Source organism: Moraxella boevrei DSM 14165 (genome assembly GCF_000379845.1).
Taxonomy (GTDB): domain Bacteria; phylum Pseudomonadota; class Gammaproteobacteria; order Pseudomonadales; family Moraxellaceae; genus Faucicola; species Faucicola boevrei.
The window spans coordinates 41,637-62,957 of sequence record NZ_KB903771.1; the positions used below are offsets into that span (position 1 = coordinate 41,637).

The window sequence follows — 21,321 nt, forward strand, 5'->3', positions numbered from 1 at the left end:
TGCCTAAATTCCCCATTTTAGCATACCCCTTTATGTTGGGGGGGCGGAGAATACAATACCCTTGTGGAAATAATCCCAGCCGTCTATGTTCGGTTTTTCAGCCCCCCAACGCCCTATTTTTAGGGTTAAATCTGAAAATGTTAAACATTAGGTGTCTTATGACAAATCAAATCCAAACCGTGAATTTTCACAACCAAACCCTCATCACCCTACAAAAAGACAATATTGCTTATGTGGCAATGAAGCCTATTTGTGAGAATATTGGTCTTAACTGGGACGCTCAACGCCAACGCATCAATCGTGATGAGGTACTTGCACAAGGTACGGTTATCATAACCGCACCTACAAAAGGCGGTTTACAAGAAATGCTATGCCTACCAATCCACTACTTAAACGGTTGGCTATTTGGTGTAGATACAAACCGTGTCAAAGCCGAAATCAAAGACAAGCTCATCACTTACAAAAAAGAATGCTACCAAGCCTTGTTTAATTACTGGAACAAAGGACAACCAAAAAAAACCAACGCCCAGCAACGCCAAGCCTTAGTAACAGCGTGCGACAAATTAGCCGTTGGTAATCAGTTTGGCTAAGCATTAATCATCGCTTAAAAAGTCCGTCCATACTTCAAAAATGAGCGGATTTTTTTATTGGTAAATGATTGACAAACCTACATATATTTTGTATTATGTATTTAAGGTGTCGTAACCGAACAGTAAGCGTTTCCCCACAGCGTTATCGTGGTTTTTTAATGCAAAAAATTTAAGCTCTGCAAATTTGCAGAACATAAATTGAATGGCAAACCCTTTCAAGATTTAAAATGTTGAAAATCCAACATTTAGAAAAATTAAGATGTTGGAATTCCAACAACATAAATTTTGTTGGGGGTGGTGGTGAGATAAGGCGAGCAATCGCACGAATAAGCCCAGCCGTCTTACTTCGGCTTACGAACACCCCTAGCACCCTAACAGGCATTTTTCAGAAAACTTAAATGCTCAAATTTGAGCATTTAAAAAAAATCAAAAAATATCTTGACAATAAATTTTGATTTTTATAGAATAATCACACGAAGCCTGAAAAACTTCTTACACTCGCCAATCACAAGCGAAATTTGTGATTTTTTTTTGTACCCACAAAAATTGCCAATCCTTACGATTACCTTTTTTATGGGTAGGAAGGTGTGGAAATACCCAATACCACACGCCGTTAGTGTAGCGGTTTTTCAGCTTCCTATCCGCCCTTTTGGGCTTTCTACCAACTGAAAAAGGTAATACACTATGTCAAATCTTATTGTTGCAAACACTTCAATTAGCCAACATAACGGCTTTTTCTCTTTGACTGATTTACACAAATCATCTGGCGGTGCAGATAAGCATAAGCCAAGTAATTTTATGCGTAATGACGAAACCAAAGAACTCATTGCCGAATTGGAAAAAGAAAATACGGTTGCCTACCACACCGTACAAGGCAAACAAGGTGGCACTTACGCCTGTCGTGAACTGGTAATCCGCTATGGTATGTGGATAAGTGCTAAATTTAGCCTTGAAGTTATCCGAGCATTTGACAATCTAAACACAGGGGCAATCCCATGTTTACCCAAAAAAACCAACGCCCACCAACGCCAAGCCTTAGTAACCGCCTGTGATAAACTCGCAGTTGGCAACACATTGCGTTCAGACATCTACAAAATGGTCGGCAACCAGTTTGGTGTGGACGATATCCAAAGCATACCCATGCACCAACTAGCAGACGCAACCGCATTTGTCTATGAAATCATCTTAGCAAAACAACAAACCCCAAAAAACCTAGAACTACCGCAGAAAACGATAGAACGACTTGCCAGTCAATTTGCCAAAACCGCCATTCTCATCAACCACGTTAAAAATGAATACCTACCATTTTTATACACGGCAAATTTTGCCAAAGCAGAAAAAGTCAGCGTACATCTGGCACTAATCAATTATGACATTCAGGACAACTGTCAAGACCTATTCAAACTATTGCCGTCAGAAATCAAAAACGACAACGCTCACCCGATAGTCAGCGAGTTACAAACAGCCTACTATCACGATAACTTGTTGAAATGCCCACAAAAAATTGCCTGAAAAACCCCACTGCCACAAAAAAAAACTGGTTTTTTAACCAGTTTTTTTTAATTGGGCGGGCTAGTACCGCCATAATCTTTAGACAACACGCCGTGAGTATGTGAGTTTAACGATTTACCACCACCGACCACATCAGACTGACCTGTAACCACGCCTGACGTGGTTTGATTGCCATTTTGGGTAGTATCGCCATTGTGGGTAATATTACCGTTAAACTCCATTTCAGCGTTAATAACCACTCTTTCGGCATTGACTTCTACCAAATCTTTGGCATTGAGTGTGATTCTTGACCTTGCCAGCACTTCAATATTTTCTTGACGAATGCGTCTGATATCTTTTACCGCCATACCCTTTCCATGACTGCGATAAAAAGCAATTACAGGGGCGGACATATCCCCATTTTCAAAAAATACCCAAACATCAGCCCCTTTCAATAATTCTCGTTCCGTGTCCAAATCATCATCACCAATCGGATAAGCCAGTAAAGCGGTCAATCCCTTTGGAGAGCCGTCTGTTAATCCTTGAATATGGACCTGTGCAGTGCGTTCATTTTGGTTATATTCTATAAGTTTGGCAGGATAAAAATAAGGTTTCATCGTTTGTTTTCCAAATCAAATGTTTTATAATAGCCAAAAATTTTTATTTTTGGGATAAAATATGGCAAAAAAACCATCTCAGCGACAATATTTGTTAAGCTCACCTAAACGCAGGGCGTTATATTTCTATGTAAAAAATGGCGTAACGTTTTTGATTCCTTTTTTATTATGCACATCAATTCATGACAAGGGTTACGTCATTTTTTCATATATCTTATTCTTGCCATTGGTGTTTGTATTTTATCGCTATATTTCACATTATATCGCTTTAATTATCGTGTTTCTTGAAACCATGTTAAACGGTGGGCGTTAATTATTTAATTGAGCAATCCACGCTTTACTCGCCATGACTGCACCACCGCCCATGCTACCTGTATCAAAACGTATGGCATGGGTTAATACCACATAATTTTGTTCATTAATAGACAATAGATTACCTGCTGACAATCTTTCATCAATCGCACGGATAATAATGCCTTTAGTAATCAAAATTCGCCTTAAATTTTGCAATTCTCGGTTATCCGTGCGTGGGATATAGTCAATATTCTTACCAGTATTCACCTGACCGACAACAGATGACGCATTATCCAACGATAAATAATTGGTATTGTACAAAGTATCACTTTGCGTACTATTGAGCCATTGCACATTGCTAGGGTCATACAGCACCGCATTGCCTTGAAACAAGTCTTGTAAGCGTTTGATGTGAATACTTTGGCTTTTTAGGTCATAACAGACAACAGCCCCTTCTTTTTGTAGTGATAAGGCTATCCGAGCCGTTGGCAACTGACCGTTAAGACAAGTAAAGCTATTCACCTTGATATCACCATTTATTTTAAGTTTAGCCCCCAAACTACGGTAGATTTCACCAAAACTAACATTTTCGTGAATAACCGCCTTATTCGCCACATTCACCAGAGTTTCACAGCCTTTTAATATCGCAATCACCGCAATAGAGCCTGTGCGTTTGCCATCTTTGATAATATGATTGGCAAAATGTTGCGATTTGATAATGATTAAATGAATGCCGTTCGCCAATGTCAAAACCTTACCAACGGCGAGTAATTGCACCAGTTCATCTGTCGCACGACACGTTATTTCAAGGCTTACAGGAATTGGTACAAGGTCATGGCGTAAAATCGCCGACAACAAATCTGAACCAATTTCTTGGTTATTTTCGGTGTAAATTATCATGATAAGCACCTTTTTTCTGCAATATCAAAATATTGTTTATCAATTTCAATACCAATAAAACCACGCCCACTATTTAGGCAAGCAACCCCAGTTGAACCGCAACCCATAAATGGGTCTAAAACAACTTCTCCAACTTGAGTTGAGTTTTCCACCAAGATTTGCATAAGTTCTACAGGTTTTTCGGTGGGGTGTTGCTTGTTACCAATAATATTAGGAATGGCTAAAATATTGCTTGTGCCAGTATGATTAATGGTTTTCGCTCCACCTTTACGCAACATTAAAATACATTCAAATCCTTGCATATAATAACGATTTGGCGTTACGTTGCCTTTATGCCAAATCAACAGATTTTGGAATGTAAAACCGACTTTTTCAGCTTGTTTTTGCAATTCAGCCAAATTACGGCTATTTACCATGATGTAACAATGTGATTTATGTTTTAGCACTCGGTAAATTTCGCCAATCCAATCCTGAAATTGGATATCATTATGCTTGAATAGCTTTCCACTACTAGCGTACTCATTCCAGTCATCTCTCTTTTCTGTTTTACGGCTGGCAAAAATTCCACCAACTTCATTACCTTTCATATGTTTGCGACAGCCACCACTGACGATTTTATACGGACAATCTGTTAAAACCAAATCTATTGAGTTTTCTGGAATAGACGGCAAAACCGACAAACAGTCATTATGGTATAAATCAATCATCATATTCCACACTAAAAGGGGCATGGTGAAATGCTTCACGTTTCATCGTTTCTCGTGCTTGTATATGGTTTTGCAAAGCTTCTGATGATGATATACCAAAAGGCGTTACCCCCAACGCTTGTGAACCTTCCATACGCCTTGCCTGGACCAAATCACAATGAGAGCGTACCGCTTGTTCAATGATTACCCATTCGTCAGCCAACAACACGGTGTCTAAATCAATCGTAAATGAACTAAATCCACCTATCGGTGGTTCATCATCACTGTGTTGGCAGTCAAGCCTGCACCAACCAGCCAAAAATCGTACTTCTTGCAATACGATATTTTGCACGTCATCAAGTAACAACGAGTAACCACTGGTTAAAAGCTCGTCATACAAGCTATCACAAAATTCCGATAGCTTGCCCTTGACAGTTGGGTATTGGGTAAGGTATTTCTCACGTTTGATTTTATCAAAATCCATTAGCCACCTAATCCTCCGAATCCTGAGTTACCACCCAATCCACCAATGATATTACTAATGGTTGAGGCAATATTAGTACTGCCACCATTTAGTTTACTGTTGATTTTGTCAAATGCGTTTGACCCCGTAGAACCCATATTCGCATTTTCGCCAAAGTACATATACCGCATATTGCCAGATACGGTTAAAATCTGACTACGGCTAGATGCGTCAATCTCACCGCCGCCATCAGAAAAGGTAAAATCCACATCGTAAATCGTGTAAACAATCGGCGGTGTATTGGTCTGACCGTCTGATACATTAAACACAATGCGACAACTATCTAAACTACCACCCATATTCATCACAGCTTGAGCAAATTGAGAAATTGCCCCTTTTTCTGTTTCAATACAAGTGATTGAGCTTTCAAAACTGGTTTTTGGCACACCGGGACGGTGAGCAGCCAAGCCACCTGCATAGTCAATATCAGCTGAATCGTTATTGGTTACCATAGGGCGTTGAAAGTTTTGGATAAGTAGGCGTAAATGCTCATGGCCTGTCGGAATTAAAATCGCATTACACGCCAAGGCTGGCGTGCCAAGTGTTTTTGCGGTTTCATATTCACGTTTAAAGTGGGCTAATGTTGGTGAACTACCCTTCATACAATAAATCCTATCTTGCTAGTGATAGGATTTATTATTACATGGGGGGAGGATAGTTTTGGGGCTGTTCCGTTCTAGTTTAGCCTGAATATTTTTTACTTCAACTAAAATCAGCCACATGATATTTATCACACGCCATAGCCATACCGATTGCTGAGTTATCAATCCCAACATACACCGCTATCTCTGGCACAATATGAGCAGGGACAAGCCGTCTTAACGTTGGAGCGAGTTCTGATAATTCATTTAAATTAATATCACTATTTAATTTAATACGAATACGACTGGTTAAAAATCGTTGATTACTGGCAGTTTCATACAAAAAATTCGGATAATCATTGGCTCTTTTTTTATCATGCCAAAGTTGCACAATCTGATTTTGCTTTGGATAAAGCACATCTAGCACAAACTGCAAAAATGCCAACCCACGTTCACTTGCCAACGCTTGCCATTGCGACAAAATAATCGCCATGATTTTGTCACTCAAACCACCGTCATCACGCCTTAAAATCGCCAATCCGTGTAATTTGCTAAAGCGTTCTACTACCGTTTTTCCACCCAGAAATGGGGTAGCGTAATGGTACATATCGTTCATTTCTTTAAGTAAATGATTTTTAATCATTTCTGCTAATACAAGCGACATACTACGCTCCAGTTCATCATACAGATGACTGTGCGTGATAGGTGATGTAAGTTGTTCAGCAGTGAGTGTTTTACCGATTGCCATAATATTATCCTAAATAATCTTAATTATGGCAAATTGGCAGGGGTAGGGTAGCGTTTGTTCCAATCTGTTACGAACCCTGTAAATGTAGCGTAATTTTTTGATTTTCTGTAAGTTTTGGTGTTACATTATTGATTCGTATTCTTTTACTTAATGCTTCTTGTAAAGATTGAATGACAGCTTCATCATTGGAATGTATTTTATGCTTAATAATTTCACCGTCTGGCGTAAATGTAATATCAACTTTTACACTATCTTTAAAATCTGCTGGTGGTGTCCAATACCTATCAATGTGTCTACTAACTGAACTTCTTAATATTTTTTCCCTAACTTCTAGCTGTCGTTTCTCTCGTTCAACCTTTTCTTTTTGCATTTTTTCATTGCTTTTTTCAATGTTTTGCAACATTAAATCATACATCGCAGTAACCGCAAGCATATTCGGCACAACATCCCATTGAGCCTGCCAGCCTATTTGTTGTTCGCCACTCTCATTCAAAAACTCTTTGGTTCTATACTGAATTGCCCCACTAAAAGAATTTCCTTTGAAAGAATTTAAGTCGTCTATATTAAACTGATTAACACCCAATTTTTCCAAGGTTTTCTTAGACATTGATCCACTAAATAAATCATACAACCCACCTGTTGATTGAATATCTTCATTGATTAATTGTACAATTTCAGGCATCATGTTGTCTTTGGTTTTATTGTTGCCAATATATGACACGGTTGCTGTTGCAACACACACACCATTAGAATCATAGATGTTGCCTAGAGTAATATCCGAACCATAAATATTCTCACTTAAATGTTGAGCGGTTTCTACTTTAATTCTTGAGCTTATCAACTCTACTGCCTCATCTTTAATCCCCTGTTTAATGCCATTAACCAATTCACTATCTACACAAGGATTGTAAGAAACTGGCTCTATCTCACCAAATTCCTGGCTAAATTTTTCTTGTTCTTCTTTAAATTTAGCTTCCAGTGTTTCTATATCAGTGTCTTGGTTTTCTACATTTTCTTGCTCTATGCTTTTAGCGACATCATTTTGGGCTGTTTCGCCTCTGTTGATTGGTAATTTATCGCAACCAGTTAGCAAAATAGCAAAGACTAGAGCTATTATTGGCAATTTCATAAAACACACCTTGTTTGTTAAAATATTACCAAATTGTAACACAATATACAAAGTACCGTAAATAAAAAAAATTAAATTAACTTACAACGTCCACATCGCACTGCCAGTATCAGCGGTTCTCTGTAATGTGATTTTGATGCTCTCTCTTGTTAAATACACCCATTCATGCGGTTTAATCGGCGTGGTATGCGTATCTTCACCAAGTACGCTAAAATCGCTAATTCTATCCTGAAACGCAGGGATTTTCTCACGTATAAGCGTTGCAATTTCTTGTCGGTTAAATCCGTCATAATTGGGGTGGCTTGCAGAAATGCTCCCACGCCCAAAAGCCGCCAACAATAATTCTGCAATCTGAGATTTTACGCTATCAATATCATGCACACCTGCCAAACTACCATTAATAATAATCTGGTAAGGACGCTCAACAACCGCTTTTACTCTAACACGCCCCTCAAACAAACTATCCGCCCTTGCCACCAATTTTTGAATATCATTAATCAACAAATTTTGTTCAGCAGGCTCATTGGCAACCACGGTTAAATTCAAATGATTGATATTATCAAGATTTGCCCCATAAAACTTTTCGTGTACGGTCTCATTCCAGATTGCCATGTAGCGAAAACGGCTCATAAAATGCCAACGAACCAACATATCAAAATTGCCCATAAACACCGCATTATGGTCATACGTGGACGGAAAACTGGCTAACAATCGCATTTGCGACACCGTCAAAGGATTTGCCCCTGATCGTATCAAGCCATCAGGGCTAAAATACAGATTAAGATAGCGTTCGTCATTACTTAGCAAGTCATTGAGAGATGCCTGTTTTAACGTGCTATTATCGACAAAACCATAGGTTTTTGTGATATACAGGCGGTACTCATCACCTGCCTGTACCGTCTGACCGATACGACTACTATCACCAAACATAATCACAATATCTGCGAAATCATCACTAAACAGCGTATAAACCTTATCCCCTGCTTTGGCATTCATAAATTTTGGTTTATAATGAAATTTAGATTTTTGCGTTAAATTGACAACATCAATCCCTGCAATATATTCATCACTATTTGTGCTAATATTCAGCTGATAAAATGGCTCACTCACTGCAATGGTTAAATTTTGTTCGTAGATAATGCTCTGTTCACATTCTACCGTTTGGCTCCCTCCTGCACCAACCGTTATCGCTGACAACAATCGCCATTGCCTGCCTGTACCGTCTTCCACAACCCGCCCTTGATTAAGTGTAACGGTATTTTCGCCCGTATTTTCAATGACTAAGCGATATTGACAAGGCGTAGCAACAGGCAAAATCCCCTTATTGATAGCGTCCGCCATAATCGTGCGATTGTTAGATTTTATAAAAGGCTCAATAATATTAACTTCATTATCACGGCTTAACGCAATTACTAGCTCACGCATGGCAGTCATCAATGCCGTAACCGTAGGGTCGCCCACCTGCCAACGCTCTGCAATCTCTGGATAGTCATTTAACGCATTTTCAATTGTGGTGTTAAGATTAGTTCGCTGTAGGGTCATAATATGCTGTATCTCCTAGATTGCTATTTTTTGATAATCCCACATCAATTAAGATATGACCCAATTTGATAAACACCTTGACACTTTCAAAATCAACCGTCTGACTAACAATGCTTAATTGGTCGCTATTTAATTGCTGTAAAACAGGAATATCTTGTTTCATTTTTCGGATAAATTCATCCGCAGTAAAAGCTGACAAATTAACAAGCAAATGTTTTTTGATGTCATTGCCATAACTTTGAGCAAAATAGCCATTGGCAGGTGTCGCCAACCAATGATGAATCATCGCAACAATCTTATCCGTTGTAATCATGATATCCACCCATATTCGCTGATAGCTTAGGATTGGTTGGCACTTTCGCCATGCGTAAAATAAGCTGTATCAAAACCGACAACCAAATCATAGCCACGCCTGCCAACCCCATAATCACAATCAACCCAACCGCTCCAGCCCCCCACATTTTTGCAAAAATCAACAGTTCAGCAAATCGCCAAACCAAAAAAGCAAAGATAAACATGGGTAAAAAACTAATATACAAGCTAAGTTTTACATTTTGGTTAAAATAATGCACAAAAGAATGATTGTCCACTCGCTCATTAAGCCTTGCGATTAAGCTAGCATTTTGAAAAATTAATAAAGACAAGCTAAAAAAAGCCCAAAAAGCTAAAAAAACATCAATTATATAAGCATTCATCATTATCATCTCAGGTTGGGATTTGGGGTATTATTGATGATTTTTGGGCGTGGATAAAAAGATGTTCCAAAAAAAAGCCCCTAATAGTCCTAGGTGTAACTATAGGGGAAATGGGTATTTAGGGCGTTTTTGTCAAAATGTTTTTACAAACAAACAAGGAGCATATTATTCATCGCCATTTTGACAAAACTGGAAGCAGGGATTGGATTTGAACCAATGACCTTTGGGTTATGAACCCAATGAGCTACCAGACTGCTCCACCCTGCTATAGGTATTATTATATTTATAAAGGTCTTAAGTGTCAATATTTTTATACGAAAACATTTTTTAATAAAAATAAAATGTTTCTCTTGACATGAAAAAGGAATACCTTTAATATATCCCATAAAACAAAACGATGAGTTTGTTTGAATTAAATAACAGCAGATACAATGTGAGTTAGTAGCTTACCTGTAAAGCGGTGCAGAGAACCGCAATTAGATGTATCTTCCGAGCCGTTATGGATAGACCTAAACGGAGTGCAGATTGTAGGGGATAAATCGGATAATACCCTATTGCCATACCACAAGTAGTAAAGGCACAGACAAGTGCAAGAGCGAATGCCGTATGGGGCTAGGATAAAAATCCGACTGACTGGCGTAACCAGTCAATCTTTTTATAAAGATTTTTTAATAGTTTTTATAAAAAGATTTTAATTTTTAGGCTGGGATTTATCCCAGCAAATTAAATTAAAAGATTGTAATTTTGTAAAGTCTTGCCATGCTGTTTGAATATTGTCAGCATTCCCTTTTATTTTAATAAGTGGTTCTTTCAGGGGATAGCACAAGTGGTGAGTGTGCTAGGCTCAATAACCGCCACAGTATCTGATAAAGACTCCTTAAACTCTTACTTTAGGCAGATACCGCATAGTTCACGATACGAATAGACAACGGTTTATGGGTGTCCGTCCATAAATCGTTGTTGGTTTTTAGGTTGTTTTAGCATTATTCCAATACATTATGCTATAATAAATCATCGCACAGCCATTTATACAGCCTATGACAGGAGTTAATCATGCTAACTTTCTCTATTGAAAACGTTCGTCAATTACAACAAGACTTTATTAATGGCAAACGCCCCAATGTCCAACTAACACCAGAACAACGCCGTACCATTGAAAATTTTCGTCCTACTCGTGAAGAAATCAATCAAGCCTACGCAAAAGCAGTAAAATCGGTGAATAAACATGGATAAACATTATAACGAGATTTACCAAATTTTGGTAACAGATGAAAATGATTTAGCAGGGGCTATCGCTTATAGCTTATACAAACAACACAAAGTAGAATGGTTAGAAAAAATTAGACAACAAAACAATGGTAATGAGCCTACTCCTGAACAGTTAGCACAATTTCATCAACTTTCGCTACTGCCATCTAGTATTGAACACTATCAACTAAAAGCCAATAAAATAGTTGGCGATTTTTTATCATTTTCGCTAGAGAATGCTATTGAACAACTTAACGAGAATACCAATCAAAAAATTCAAGAACAACTAAAACAAACTTTACAGCCTATTCAAACGCAGTTGCAAAGCCTAGAATATGAAGTTGCCAAAAGCAAAAGTTGGCAACAACTCGCCTTTGAAGCCGTTGTCAGCGTGATTGGTACAATCGTTGTTATTATTTTAGTTGGTTTTTTGTTGCAAGGTTATCGTTGGATTTCATCTTTTAATTTTGCACCATAAAAACGCTTGACTTCCATATTTTTTATTGCTATGATATGTCCCAAGGTCTCAAAAGCCTATAAAACAAACGGTCATCACACCGTCATCGTGATATTTTTATGCCCTAAAGTTAATCCGAAACACTTTGGCATAGATTTGCATGCCTTTTTAGAAAAGTTATGACCGACGGTGCGACGAATACAATACCGCAAGGGAATAAGTCCGCCATTTTTTGTTTTATGGTTTTGAGCCGTTGGTCTCCTAATTTAAGGATAAGTCAATTTGACCCACCCTTTTAAATTTAAATTAGGAAAATTTAACCCTATCAAAAAGGTAAAACAAAATGCGTACTTTAACTTTCCAGAACATCACCTTAACTCCTATCAAAGTAGATAATCAAATTTGGCTAACTTCTAGTGAATTAGCAAAAGCCCTAGATTATGCTGACACGCAATCAGTTACCAAAATTTATGAACGCAATGCAGATGAATTTACTTCATCAATGACTACGATTGCTGAAGTAAAAACAAATGGCGGATTACAAAAAACACGCATTTTTTCATTAAAAGGTTGCCACCTTATCGCCATGTTTGCACGCACGGCGGTAGCAAAACAATTCCGCCAATGGGTGTTAGATATCTTGGATAAAGAAGTCGGACAACCAACAATCCAAAAAACCAACGCCCACCAACGCCAAGCCTTAGTAACCGCCTGTGATAAACTCGCAGTTGGCAACACATTGCGTTCAGACATCTACAAAATGGTCGGCAACCAGTTTGGTGTGGACGATATCCAAAGCATACCCATGCACCAACTAGCAGACGCAACCGCATTTGTCTATGAAATCATCTTAACAAAACAACAAACACCAAAAACCCAAGAACTACCGCAAAAAACGATAGAACGACTTGCCAAACAATTCGCCAAAACAGCCATTCTCATCAACCACGTTAAAAATGAATACCTACCATTTTTATACACGGCAAATTTTGCCAAAGCAGAAAAAGTCAGCGTACATCTGGCACTAATCAATTATGACATTCAGGACAACTGCCGAGATTTACTAAAACTATTGCCATCGCAAATCAAAAACGACAAAGCTCACCCGATAGTCAGCGAGTTACAAACAGCCTACTATCACGATAACTTGTTGAAATGCCCACAAAAAATCGTTTAACCCTTTAACCCCATAAAACCAACCTGTTTGTTAGCCTTTTAACAAACAACGGCTTTTTACGCCCAAAAAAAAGGAAAAACCATGGAACAACAAGAATTTGTCAAATATCTAACCAAAGGCAAACGCCTGACCCCATGCGAAAGCGACCACGCATTGATAGAATTTTTAGAAAACAAAAACTGTTTTAAAAACTGGGTGATTTTTGCCCTAATCATCGCATTAATCTTTAGCAATACTTAAAGATTTTCAACGCATTAACATTTTGTAAGGCTAGGCGTAATTAACCGAAAGGGCGGTAATCGCACCAACCGCCCACCGCCTTACAACCTTTCTTTGGTGCAAATAAGGAAAACATTATGGCAATCGTAACCATGGTGCTAGGTGAAAGCGGTAGTGGCAAAACATTTAGTACAAAAAATTTAGACCCAAAACTTACAACGCTTATCAAAACTATTGATAAACCACCGTCTTTTCGCCAAACAGAAGTACCTACAACTTTCATAAATAATCACGCAAGGGATATCGTTGGTATTTTAAAAAAATCACAACGCCCTATCATCGTGATAGATGACTTTCAGTATTTTATGTCGCTCAATTATAGCTACTCAACCACCAAAGGCTTTGAAAAATTTAATGAGATTAATACAGGATTTTTGGATATTGTATTAACCGCAGTCAATGGTATGAAGCCGTATCAGCGAGTCTACATTTTGTCTCATATCCAAGAAACAGAAGGCAAGACAAAAATGAAAACGTTGGGTAAATTCATTGATGAAAAAATCACGCCTGAAGGCTTAGTTACTATCGTTTTACAGACAAAAATTGAAAACAATCAAAATCAATTTTTAACAAGAAATGACGGTAACACCACCGTAAAAACACCGTTTGAAATGTTTGACGATGACCTAATCCCAAACGATTTACAACTGGTAGATAACGCCATTTGCGACTACTACCAAATCCCCAAAAACCCCTTAACTAACGGAGAAACAGCATGAACTTTCAACCAATCCACTTCAACCAATCCGAAGCCCTAAAAGCAGGGGCCAATGGCAACTTTTTCGCAGGCAACAGCGAACAGCTAGTTAAAATCATCAGAGCCGAATTTGTCAAATCACAAACAGGCTCACAAGGCATGAGCTTTGATGTGGTAAATAAAGATAAACAGCGTGGCTATTTTAGCTATTATTACCAAAGAGCGGACGGCTCAGTCAATGAAGTTGGACACCGCCAATTACAAGCCTTAATGGGCGTATGTGGCGTAACAGTATTAACACCAACGCAAATGAGTGTTGAAAAATACGATCAAAATAGCAAAGCGATGATACAAGTTAACTGTATCAATGCTAAAGAATTGATTGGTAAAAAATTTGTCGGCTTGTTTATTGATGAATTTGAAGTCTATAACGGTGAAAAACGCAAAAAAATAGAATTGTATGTTGCATTTAATGAAAACCGCCAATCATACCGTGAAATGAACGCCCAACAACCGCCAAACGATATTGAGCATCTAACACAAACCATGCTTAAAAAATCGGTTGATAGCGAGTTAAAAGTGGATAACGAATTAAGCAGAAATCAAGGCTACAACAACGACATGACGGACGATATGCCAAATAAGTTTTTTAACAGTCAAGCGACTACCTACCAACGCACGCCTGCCCCACACCAAGGTTTTAATCAACAGGCGAGCGTACCACAGGCAGGCGTGATGGACCAAGATATTCCGTTTTGATTTTAAAGGGAAAACCAATGAAAACAGAAATGATTAGCAAAGCAATTTGTTAATCATTGGCTAATCAAAAATCGCTTATTTTGAGCGACAAATTAAGGAAAAGGTATGAATATTGAAATTATTAAAAAAGCCATTGCAGAGTTTGAACAAGCTTGGTTAGAACTTGAGAAAGATACACATGATGAATTAACAGAGGTGATGAAATTAGTATTTAGATATATTTCAAGAGAAAGTGGAGTTGGCGTTAATATTATTGTTGGTAGAAATCTAGGGGAAGATGATGAGTAATTGGATAAGCGTAGATGAGCGGTTGCCGAGTGAAAATGGGTTTTACTTAGTTTGCTATGACCGTGAATTTCACGATGGCTCATATTTTAAAAAAATTGATATTGTAGAATTTTGTCAAGCGATAAACAAATTCAACTTTTATCATGATTTTATAACCCATTGGCAACCACTACCACAACCACCTAAGGAGTGAAAGATGTTTAATTTTTTTAAAAAGAAAAATAAATCACAATCAAATCAACAGCCAAATACTCATATTTTTGGTTGTAATCATGTCGGTGATGGCAATGTCTTTTTGGGTGGGGCAGTTATTCAACAGTCCATTCGTACTACCGATAAATGGGTTAGTGTTAAAGATGGATTGCCAAATGATGAAGAAATTTGTCATATTATCTTAAAAGATGGTACGGTTGTTTATGGCGTATATTCTGATGAATATAAATGCTTTTCCAAAGCTGACAATCTAACTGTTCAAAATGGCAAGTATATTCTTGATGTTTGTCGTGATGTCTATCTTGACAGTGTAACAAATTGGCGAAAACTGCCAAATCCACCAAAAGGAGTAAGAAAATGTTTTTTTTGAAGCAGAGTTATCAAAATAGTCTGAATAGAGACCAAGAAGATTTGATTAAACAGGGTTATGTGATTGTAGATGTTATCGTTACCCATAACAGTTACATGGGTGGTTTTGGATTTTTTATCAAATACAAGAAAGGTGAAGCATGAAAGAGCAAATCAAATTAGGGGATTATGTATATATCCCCAGTTATTCAAGAAAGGCGTTAAAGGTTATTGAAAGTTTGAATGAAAATCGTCCGTTAAGGGCTTTTGTTAATGATGACATATTCATTGATTTTCACGAAAACGGCTTATCATCAAAATACCATATTGAGCCAATCGTATTTTTAGCCAGTCCTGAAAATAAAGCCAAGATTGAGCAGTTTTATGGTGGTGAGCTTGAAAGTCCACCGATAAAAATAGCAACCTTGTCAATACCGCATGATAATTCATAGGTGAAAAAATGCTACTCTATCAACCAAAACCGCTAAAATGGAAAATTACCCCATACCAACATCTAGTAACAACAAGCCCATTTACCAGTTACAAGATTTATTTTGACCCAAAATAAAAATCTTGTGTTTGCCATTATTGCCACCACGCCAGCCGTGAAGTCGGCTTAAAACATGGCAAATCAATCAATGGATTAGTAGAATGGGTTGAACAAACCCATTATCCTAGCCAAGTCAAAAAATACTTTAACGAAATTAAACTTGAGAAAGTGGAGAAAGGACAATGAGTAAACCATTAGTACAAGGCGGACTATCCACCGCCAAAGATATTTTACCATTTTTGCCATTTGGTCGGACGACCCTATGGCGAAGATGTAAAGACGGCAAATTCCCTGAACCGCAACGAATAAATGCCAGCGTAACGGTTTGGAAAAACGATGAAGTCAATGCGTGGCTTACCGACCCGAAAAAATGGAAAGTTGAATGACAAAAGGGCGTAGATGTGATAGCATATCTACGCCTTATTTTTTTGCCAAAAAAGATAGCAGATTTGGGAATGCACCCCAAATTGCACCCTGTAAATTTTTTTGAAAGATAAAATATATAAAATTCAATGGGTTATATTTGTTATTCAGTTCCGACCACTGGTACCAAATCAAACCCTTGATAAAAAATCAAGGGTTTTTATTTTTCTTAAACCATACAGGTAATTTAATGAGTACTATTTCTCATTATCAAACCAATAACTTTCCAGCACTGCTTTCAGTAAAGATTTAGATCTAAATTCTAAGTGAATTAACTCAAACCAAGCAATACATTTTTGTTCTGTTGATTTGTAGGACATTTTTTGAAATTCATGCTTAGGGTAATTTTTGTGTAAATGACCGCATTTCATTACCCCTAAATTCTCACTTAACTCTCCCCACCCACACTTGCCATCAAATCCGCCTGATGTTCTCGTAATAAACTATCAATCAGTTCATTTAAATCGCCCTGCATAATGGCATCTAGCTTGTATAGGGTTAGATTAATACGATGGTCGGTCATACGCCCTTGCGGAAAATTATAGGTGCGAATACGCTCGCTACGGTCACCCGAGCCAACCAAATTTCGTCTCATATCGCTACTGGCATCAATTTGTTTTTGCACTTTTTCTTGCTGTATTTTTGACACCAGCATTTTCATTGCTTTATCTTTATTGGCGTGCTGAGAGCGTTCTTGCTGACATTCCACCACTGTGCCTGTGGGAATGTGGGTAATTCGAACGGCAGAATCGGTCTTGTTAATATGCTGACCGCCTGCACCACTCGCACGATACGTATCAATACGCAAATCGCTTGGGTTAATCTCCACCGTATCATCAATTTCCACTTCAGGCATGACAGCCACCGTACAGGCGGACGTATGTACACGCCCCTGAGATTCGGTTTCAGGCACACGCTGGACACGATGAGCCCCACTTTCAAACTTCAAGCGACCATACACCCCATTACCCGACACACGGCTGATGATTTCTTTATAACCACCGTGTTCAGACTCATTAGCAGACAAAATTTCTACCGTCCAGCCTTGAGATTGGGCATATTTTTCGTACATACGAAATAAATCACCTGAAAAAATCCCCGCTTCATCGCCACCTGTACCCGCACGTATTTCTAAGAATGCTGTCGCCTTATCATTCGGGTCTTTTGGCAACATCATTACATTTAAAACTTCGGTCAATTCATGAATTTTGGCTTTTGCTTCTTGGATTTCTTCCGTAGCCAGCTCTTTCATATCAGGGTCGGCAAGCATTTCTTCCGCCGTTTTTAAATCTTCTTCGGCTTGAGTAAAAGTGTGCCAAGTCGCCACCAACTCAGATAAATCGCTGTGTTCTACTGACAATTCACGAAATTTTTTGTTGTCCGCCATGGTCTCTGGCTCAGATAAAAGTACGGTAACTTCTTCAAATCTGTCCGCCATTTGGTCTAGGCGAAATCTTAAACTTTCTTTCATAACTATTTTTTCAATATTTTTACAAGGTTTGAGATAAAATGTTTGGTAAAACAGACCGTCTATTTTGCCATAAAATCAGAAATTTTGCATGGATTTTATTGGCTTTTGCCCAATTTTTTGCAATTTTAAACGTGTTTGGACATTTTTACCAATTTTGCCAAATTTTGTGTTACACTATGGCAATTTTTCACCAAACTTAACCGCCAATTTTTTTTACCAGTTTTCCAAAAATGACCGATTTTTTCAACTGGCTTTTCGCCCAATATCAAGATTATAGTCCCCTACTCATAACGTTAGAGCTGATTGCGAGCGTGTTTGGGCTGATTTCGGTATTGTTGTCAAAGCGTGGCAACATGTTGGTATTTCCTGTCGGTTTGATTAGCACGGGTTTGTATGTGTATTTGTTGTGGCAATGGCAACTGTTTGGCGATATGCTGATTAATCTTTACTATTCAGCAATGGCGATTTTTGGCTGGATAAATTGGCAAAAAAACAAACAAGATCAAAATCTTGTAATGATTGCCACTACCACATTTAAAGAATGGCAAAAACTTGGCTCGATTGCGATTGCCAGTTTTATATTTGTCGCTATCGTGTATTATTTTAAACCTTTTATTAATAATCATTTTAGTATGGATAATGTTATTTTAGGTTTTTCCCAGTTTGCTTGGACGGATTATGTGGATATTTTGACCACAGGGCTATTTTTGGTGGCGATGTTGCTGATGGCAAGTCGCAAAATTGAAAATTGGCTAGTGTGGATTATCGCCGATGCGATTAGCGTGCCGTTATATTTTTACAAAGGGATGATTTTCACCTCTGTGCAGTATTTTTTATTTACTCTTGTGGCGATTTTAGGTTATTTGTCATGGCAAAAACTGTTAACGCAACAACGCTTAACCCAAAAACCCAAAATGGCTTAACTATTCCAAAACCTACGATTAGCCATGTGAAAAAAGTGCTGATTTTGGGGGCGGAATGCACAGGCAAAAGCACACTCACCCAAGATTTGGGCATATATTTTCACGCACCGATTGTTAACGAATTTATGCGAACTTATTTGGCAAAAAAACCGAGGGATTATGTGTGTCAATGGGAGGATTTATTACCAATTGCGATTGGACAAATAATTGGTGAAAATCAAACAATTAGCCAAGCCGAACGACAGCAATCCCCTTATATTTTTTGTGATACAGGCTTGTTTGAAATTATGGTCTACAGCCATTGGTATTTTGACGCTTGCCCAAGCGAAATTAAGCAACACGCCAATCACTACCGCTATGATTTGGTATTGTTAACCGATAATATCGGCGTAGAATGGGTGGCAGATGGAATGCGAGATTTGCCACATGGACACAACAAAATGCGACAAAACTTTGTCAATTTTTTGAATGCTTTTGACATGGGGTTTATTGCTATTTCAGGCAACCGGCAACAACGTGTACAAACGGTGGTTGATTTATTAAAGCGAATTTAAAATCAATCAAATATAACTTTAAAAAACCAACAAAACCAACTTATTTTTGTACTTCCACATTGCTATAACCTGCTGACTGTAGGTCATTTTTAGCTTTTTCCGCACGACTACTCGCCCCGCTATATAGCTTAATTGTGTCAGATTTGCTCACGCCTTGGCTACCAATTTTTGCCACAATTTCGCTATGCGGAATGTTAATCGCACCACTTGGGTGATTCATTTGGTATTCTTCAGGCGTACGAACATCAATCACCACCGTTTTGGCTTGTACGTTTGGGATTAACAAAACCCCTGCCAATGCAAGAGCAGAAATGGTTAATAGTCGCTTTTTATTTAACATTTTTAAAGATTTTAACATAATTATTTCAACTTTATTTAACTAAAAATTTAAAGGTTAACTTTATCTCACAAGATCATCATAACACAATTTTGCAAATTTGAAGTTGTAAAATAGCAAAAAATATTGCTTGATTGTAAATGTAAAAAATTTGATAAGCTTGTGAAAATTCTGTATTTTTTTGTAAAAATTTGGCGTATAATAACTCAAAAAATGTTACAACATAACAATTGTAACCAAAAACCTTGTCAAAAAATCAAATTATTTCAAAACACCACACTAGCCTTAATAAGCGGTACGCCATGCAGAGTATTTATTTTTTAATTCCGATTAGCTTAGTCATGTTTATTTGTGCGATTTTTGCGATTTATTATGCGATAAAATCTCGCCAATTCGATGACTTAGACAACGAATCTCAGCGAGTTATCCTTGATGACCGCCAATTTCGCCGTGAACAGCTCAAAGCACCACCACCAAATAATCAAAGTGACAATACCGTAAATCACAAAAACAATCAAGATAAATAATCATTAAATATCACAAAAAATTGTAAAAATTTGCCAATTGTGGAGAAAATATGACCGTTGCATTATTATTAATGGCACTTGGTATGGGTTTTTTTGGCTCACCCCATTGCTTGGGAATGTGTGGGGGCATTGTTACGGCATTTGGGCTGTCCATGCAGTCGCTTTCGGCATCACAAAAAAGCTTGCTAATTATGACTTATCATTTTGGGCGATTGCTGAGTTATGCATTGCTTGGCGTGATTGCAGGGCTGATTGGTACGACCGTGTTACAACCGATATTAGTCGGCAATAGTTTGCCAAGACTGTTAATCGGTGGTGTGTTGATTTTGGTGGGTTTGTCCATGCTTGGACTGCCATTATTAACCCAATTAGAAAAAGCAGGGGCAAAAATTTGGCAATCAATGTCACCCATTCGCCAAAAAATCTTTCCATTAAACACCGTGCCAAAAGCCTTAATTGCAGGACTGTTGTGGGGATTTTTGCCGTGTGGCTTAGTGTATGGGGCATTGCTGATGGCGGTCGTTGGGCGTGATACCTTGACAGGGGCGATGTTGATGTTTACGTTTGGGCTTGGTACGTTGCCGATGTTACTCGCCACGCAAGGCACGGTAGTGGCGTTACAGGCTCGGATTAAACGCTTTCGCTTACGCCAAGCCAATGGCATCATTATGGCATTATCAGGGCTTGCGGTGATTTTTTTACCAATGGCAATGCACCACGGTTCACACAGTCATCACCACGAAATGCCAAACGCCCATTCCACGCAAGAACTCACACACGAACATAGCCGAATGCATGATGTGAACCATCACAGCATGCCAATGCCAACTAAATCTAATGAGCATTCACACCAACATTCACACGGCTCAGCAAACCACAATCATTAATTTAAGATAAATTTAAATTAAATAGATTGTTTAAAATATTGTGGTGATAATTCGGTGGTATTAATGGTAACTTGCAGTTTTTCGGCGGTGTTAATCTGCTCGACGTGTTTGACATGATGCACGATACTGTCAAAAATTTGCTGAACCAGCTTAGCTTTGGTAGCTTCATCTCGTCCACTCATCAAACAAAATTGCACCGCAATAAAGCTATCTTCGCTCGGCTGTATGCCGATTAGGCTGTGTGCTGATTTGTAAATACGGGATTTAATAGCAATCGATTTATCAAATTCGCCTGTTTGCCAAAGATTTTCGTTAATTTTTTTTAGCAAGGTATCCGCTTGTCTTAATTGGATATTTTGGCTAGTTTCAATGATAATGTGTGGCATG

General features: G+C 38.2%; 32 protein-coding genes and 1 tRNA gene. 19 read left to right on the forward strand and 14 right to left on the reverse strand.

What is annotated here, in order from left to right:
- Window positions 1-158: 158 nt before the first annotated feature.
- Both A3G3_RS12885 and A3G3_RS13890 read left to right on the forward strand, forming a co-directional pair.
- A complete protein-coding gene (locus A3G3_RS12885) occupies window positions 159-590 on the forward strand; it encodes a phage antirepressor N-terminal domain-containing protein (RefSeq protein ID WP_019518739.1) in 432 nt (143 codons plus the stop codon).
- 684 nt (window positions 591-1,274) lie between these two features.
- On the forward strand, window positions 1,275-2,102 hold the full coding sequence (locus A3G3_RS13890) for a KilA-N domain-containing protein (RefSeq protein WP_019518740.1): 828 nt from the start codon (window positions 1,275-1,277) through the stop codon (window positions 2,100-2,102).
- Window positions 2,103-2,149: 47 nt separating this feature from the next.
- On the opposite strand, the gene A3G3_RS0101315 is transcribed toward A3G3_RS13890, so the two are convergent.
- On the reverse strand, window positions 2,150-2,698 hold the full coding sequence (locus A3G3_RS0101315) for a hypothetical protein (RefSeq protein ID WP_019518741.1): 549 nt from the start codon (window positions 2,696-2,698) through the stop codon (window positions 2,150-2,152).
- Between the two features lie 61 nt (window positions 2,699-2,759).
- Here A3G3_RS0101315 and A3G3_RS0101325 point away from each other — a divergent pair, with 61 nt between their 5' ends.
- On the forward strand, window positions 2,760-3,011 hold the full coding sequence (locus A3G3_RS0101325) for a hypothetical protein (protein ID WP_019518742.1): 252 nt from the start codon (window positions 2,760-2,762) through the stop codon (window positions 3,009-3,011).
- Here the strand turns inward: A3G3_RS0101325 and A3G3_RS0101330 are convergent.
- The 10 genes from A3G3_RS0101330 to A3G3_RS0101375 form a co-directional block, all read right to left on the reverse strand.
- Complete coding sequence (locus A3G3_RS0101330; RefSeq protein ID WP_019518743.1) at window positions 3,008-3,892, reverse strand: hypothetical protein; 885 nt, start codon at window positions 3,890-3,892, stop codon at window positions 3,008-3,010. The genes A3G3_RS0101325 and A3G3_RS0101330 overlap by 4 nt on opposite strands.
- On the reverse strand, window positions 3,889-4,599 hold the full coding sequence (locus tag A3G3_RS12895; RefSeq protein ID WP_019518744.1) for a DNA-methyltransferase: 711 nt from the start codon (window positions 4,597-4,599) through the stop codon (window positions 3,889-3,891). The genes A3G3_RS0101330 and A3G3_RS12895 overlap by 4 nt, the downstream gene beginning before the upstream one ends.
- Entirely contained in the window at window positions 4,592-5,062 is a 471-nt protein-coding gene (locus tag A3G3_RS12900) for a hypothetical protein (RefSeq protein ID WP_019518745.1), read from the reverse strand. The genes A3G3_RS12895 and A3G3_RS12900 overlap by 8 nt, the downstream gene beginning before the upstream one ends.
- On the reverse strand, window positions 5,062-5,703 hold the full coding sequence (locus A3G3_RS12905) for a hypothetical protein (protein ID WP_019518746.1): 642 nt from the start codon (window positions 5,701-5,703) through the stop codon (window positions 5,062-5,064). The genes A3G3_RS12900 and A3G3_RS12905 overlap by 1 nt, the downstream gene beginning before the upstream one ends.
- Before the next feature lie 100 nt (window positions 5,704-5,803).
- Window positions 5,804-6,430, reverse strand: a complete 627-nt coding sequence (locus A3G3_RS12910) for a hypothetical protein (RefSeq protein ID WP_019518747.1) — start codon at window positions 6,428-6,430, stop codon at window positions 5,804-5,806.
- Between the two features lie 67 nt (window positions 6,431-6,497).
- Window positions 6,498-7,559 carry an energy transducer TonB gene (locus tag A3G3_RS0101355; protein ID WP_019518748.1) on the reverse strand — a complete coding sequence of 354 codons (1,062 nt, stop codon included), beginning with the start codon at window positions 7,557-7,559 and terminating at the stop codon, window positions 6,498-6,500.
- 81 nt (window positions 7,560-7,640) lie between these two features.
- The gene (locus A3G3_RS0101360) at window positions 7,641-9,101 is read right to left on the reverse strand and encodes a hypothetical protein (protein ID WP_019518749.1); all 1,461 of its coding nucleotides are present in this window, start codon (window positions 9,099-9,101) and stop codon (window positions 7,641-7,643) included.
- Entirely contained in the window at window positions 9,082-9,414 is a 333-nt protein-coding gene (locus A3G3_RS0101365) for a hypothetical protein (protein WP_019518750.1), read from the reverse strand. The genes A3G3_RS0101360 and A3G3_RS0101365 overlap by 20 nt, the downstream gene beginning before the upstream one ends.
- Entirely contained in the window at window positions 9,398-9,745 is a 348-nt protein-coding gene (locus A3G3_RS0101370; protein WP_156802066.1) for a M48 family metalloprotease, read from the reverse strand. The genes A3G3_RS0101365 and A3G3_RS0101370 overlap by 17 nt, the downstream gene beginning before the upstream one ends.
- Window positions 9,746-9,986: 241 nt before the next feature.
- Window positions 9,987-10,063: transfer RNA gene (locus A3G3_RS0101375), tRNA-Met, on the reverse strand.
- 786 nt (window positions 10,064-10,849) lie between these two features.
- Here A3G3_RS0101375 and A3G3_RS0101380 point away from each other — a divergent pair.
- The 12 genes from A3G3_RS0101380 to A3G3_RS0101435 all read left to right on the forward strand — a co-directional run bounded on the left by A3G3_RS0101380 (window position 10,850) and on the right by A3G3_RS0101435 (window position 16,198).
- On the forward strand, window positions 10,850-11,029 hold the full coding sequence (locus tag A3G3_RS0101380; protein ID WP_019518752.1) for a hypothetical protein: 180 nt from the start codon (window positions 10,850-10,852) through the stop codon (window positions 11,027-11,029).
- Window positions 11,022-11,522: a hypothetical protein gene (locus tag A3G3_RS0101385; protein ID WP_019518753.1), complete on the forward strand. Its 501-nt coding sequence runs from the start codon at window positions 11,022-11,024 to the stop codon at window positions 11,520-11,522. The genes A3G3_RS0101380 and A3G3_RS0101385 overlap by 8 nt, the downstream gene beginning before the upstream one ends.
- Window positions 11,523-11,844: 322 nt before the next feature.
- Window positions 11,845-12,678, forward strand: coding sequence for a BRO-N domain-containing protein (locus A3G3_RS13895; RefSeq protein WP_019518754.1), 834 nt, complete (start codon window positions 11,845-11,847; stop codon window positions 12,676-12,678).
- Window positions 12,679-12,759: 81 nt separating this feature from the next.
- Window positions 12,760-12,918, forward strand: a complete 159-nt coding sequence (locus tag A3G3_RS14420) for a hypothetical protein (RefSeq protein WP_019518755.1) — start codon at window positions 12,760-12,762, stop codon at window positions 12,916-12,918.
- A gap of 116 nt (window positions 12,919-13,034) precedes the next feature.
- Window positions 13,035-13,676: an ATP-binding protein gene (locus A3G3_RS0101400; RefSeq protein WP_019518756.1), complete on the forward strand. Its 642-nt coding sequence runs from the start codon at window positions 13,035-13,037 to the stop codon at window positions 13,674-13,676.
- The gene (locus A3G3_RS0101405; protein ID WP_019518757.1) at window positions 13,673-14,413 is read left to right on the forward strand and encodes a hypothetical protein; all 741 of its coding nucleotides are present in this window, start codon (window positions 13,673-13,675) and stop codon (window positions 14,411-14,413) included. Before A3G3_RS0101400 ends, A3G3_RS0101405 begins: the two co-directional genes overlap by 4 nt.
- A gap of 105 nt (window positions 14,414-14,518) precedes the next feature.
- Window positions 14,519-14,701 (forward strand): hypothetical protein, encoded by a 183-nt coding sequence (locus A3G3_RS0101410; RefSeq protein WP_019518758.1) that lies wholly within the window; start codon window positions 14,519-14,521, stop codon window positions 14,699-14,701.
- Window positions 14,694-14,894: a DUF551 domain-containing protein gene (locus A3G3_RS0101415; protein WP_019518759.1), complete on the forward strand. Its 201-nt coding sequence runs from the start codon at window positions 14,694-14,696 to the stop codon at window positions 14,892-14,894. Before A3G3_RS0101410 ends, A3G3_RS0101415 begins: the two co-directional genes overlap by 8 nt.
- Before the next feature lie 3 nt (window positions 14,895-14,897).
- A complete protein-coding gene (locus A3G3_RS0101420) occupies window positions 14,898-15,284 on the forward strand; it encodes a DUF551 domain-containing protein (protein ID WP_019518760.1) in 387 nt (128 codons plus the stop codon).
- Window positions 15,272-15,427 (forward strand): hypothetical protein, encoded by a 156-nt coding sequence (locus A3G3_RS14425; RefSeq protein WP_019518761.1) that lies wholly within the window; start codon window positions 15,272-15,274, stop codon window positions 15,425-15,427. Before A3G3_RS0101420 ends, A3G3_RS14425 begins: the two co-directional genes overlap by 13 nt.
- Window positions 15,424-15,714: a hypothetical protein gene (locus A3G3_RS0101430; RefSeq protein WP_019518762.1), complete on the forward strand. Its 291-nt coding sequence runs from the start codon at window positions 15,424-15,426 to the stop codon at window positions 15,712-15,714. Before A3G3_RS14425 ends, A3G3_RS0101430 begins: the two co-directional genes overlap by 4 nt.
- A gap of 280 nt (window positions 15,715-15,994) precedes the next feature.
- Entirely contained in the window at window positions 15,995-16,198 is a 204-nt protein-coding gene (locus A3G3_RS0101435) for a helix-turn-helix transcriptional regulator (protein ID WP_019518763.1), read from the forward strand.
- A gap of 425 nt (window positions 16,199-16,623) precedes the next feature.
- Here A3G3_RS0101435 and prfA read toward each other — a convergent pair whose 3' ends face one another.
- The gene (gene prfA / locus A3G3_RS0101445) at window positions 16,624-17,706 is read right to left on the reverse strand and encodes a peptide chain release factor 1 (RefSeq protein ID WP_026212778.1); all 1,083 of its coding nucleotides are present in this window, start codon (window positions 17,704-17,706) and stop codon (window positions 16,624-16,626) included.
- Window positions 17,707-17,936: 230 nt separating this feature from the next.
- On the opposite strand from prfA, the gene pnuC reads away from it, so the two are divergent.
- Both pnuC and A3G3_RS0101460 read left to right on the forward strand, forming a co-directional pair.
- Window positions 17,937-18,629 (forward strand): nicotinamide riboside transporter PnuC, encoded by a 693-nt coding sequence (gene pnuC, locus A3G3_RS0101455; RefSeq protein WP_019518767.1) that lies wholly within the window; start codon window positions 17,937-17,939, stop codon window positions 18,627-18,629.
- A complete protein-coding gene (locus tag A3G3_RS0101460) occupies window positions 18,575-19,183 on the forward strand; it encodes an AAA family ATPase (protein ID WP_019518768.1) in 609 nt (202 codons plus the stop codon). Before pnuC ends, A3G3_RS0101460 begins: the two co-directional genes overlap by 55 nt.
- A gap of 40 nt (window positions 19,184-19,223) precedes the next feature.
- On the opposite strand, the gene A3G3_RS0101465 is transcribed toward A3G3_RS0101460, so the two are convergent.
- Window positions 19,224-19,541 (reverse strand): rhodanese-like domain-containing protein, encoded by a 318-nt coding sequence (locus A3G3_RS0101465; protein ID WP_019518769.1) that lies wholly within the window; start codon window positions 19,539-19,541, stop codon window positions 19,224-19,226.
- Window positions 19,542-19,822: 281 nt separating this feature from the next.
- Here A3G3_RS0101465 and ccoS point away from each other — a divergent pair, with 281 nt between their 5' ends.
- Complete coding sequence (ccoS, locus tag A3G3_RS12920; RefSeq protein WP_019518770.1) at window positions 19,823-20,047, forward strand: cbb3-type cytochrome oxidase assembly protein CcoS; 225 nt, start codon at window positions 19,823-19,825, stop codon at window positions 20,045-20,047.
- Window positions 20,048-20,097: 50 nt separating this feature from the next.
- On the forward strand, window positions 20,098-20,934 hold the full coding sequence (locus A3G3_RS0101475; protein WP_019518771.1) for a sulfite exporter TauE/SafE family protein: 837 nt from the start codon (window positions 20,098-20,100) through the stop codon (window positions 20,932-20,934).
- A gap of 17 nt (window positions 20,935-20,951) precedes the next feature.
- On the opposite strand, the gene A3G3_RS0101480 is transcribed toward A3G3_RS0101475, so the two are convergent.
- The gene (locus A3G3_RS0101480) at window positions 20,952-21,320 is read right to left on the reverse strand and encodes a 5-carboxymethyl-2-hydroxymuconate Delta-isomerase (RefSeq protein ID WP_019518772.1); all 369 of its coding nucleotides are present in this window, start codon (window positions 21,318-21,320) and stop codon (window positions 20,952-20,954) included.
- Window position 21,321: the final 1 nt, after the last annotated feature.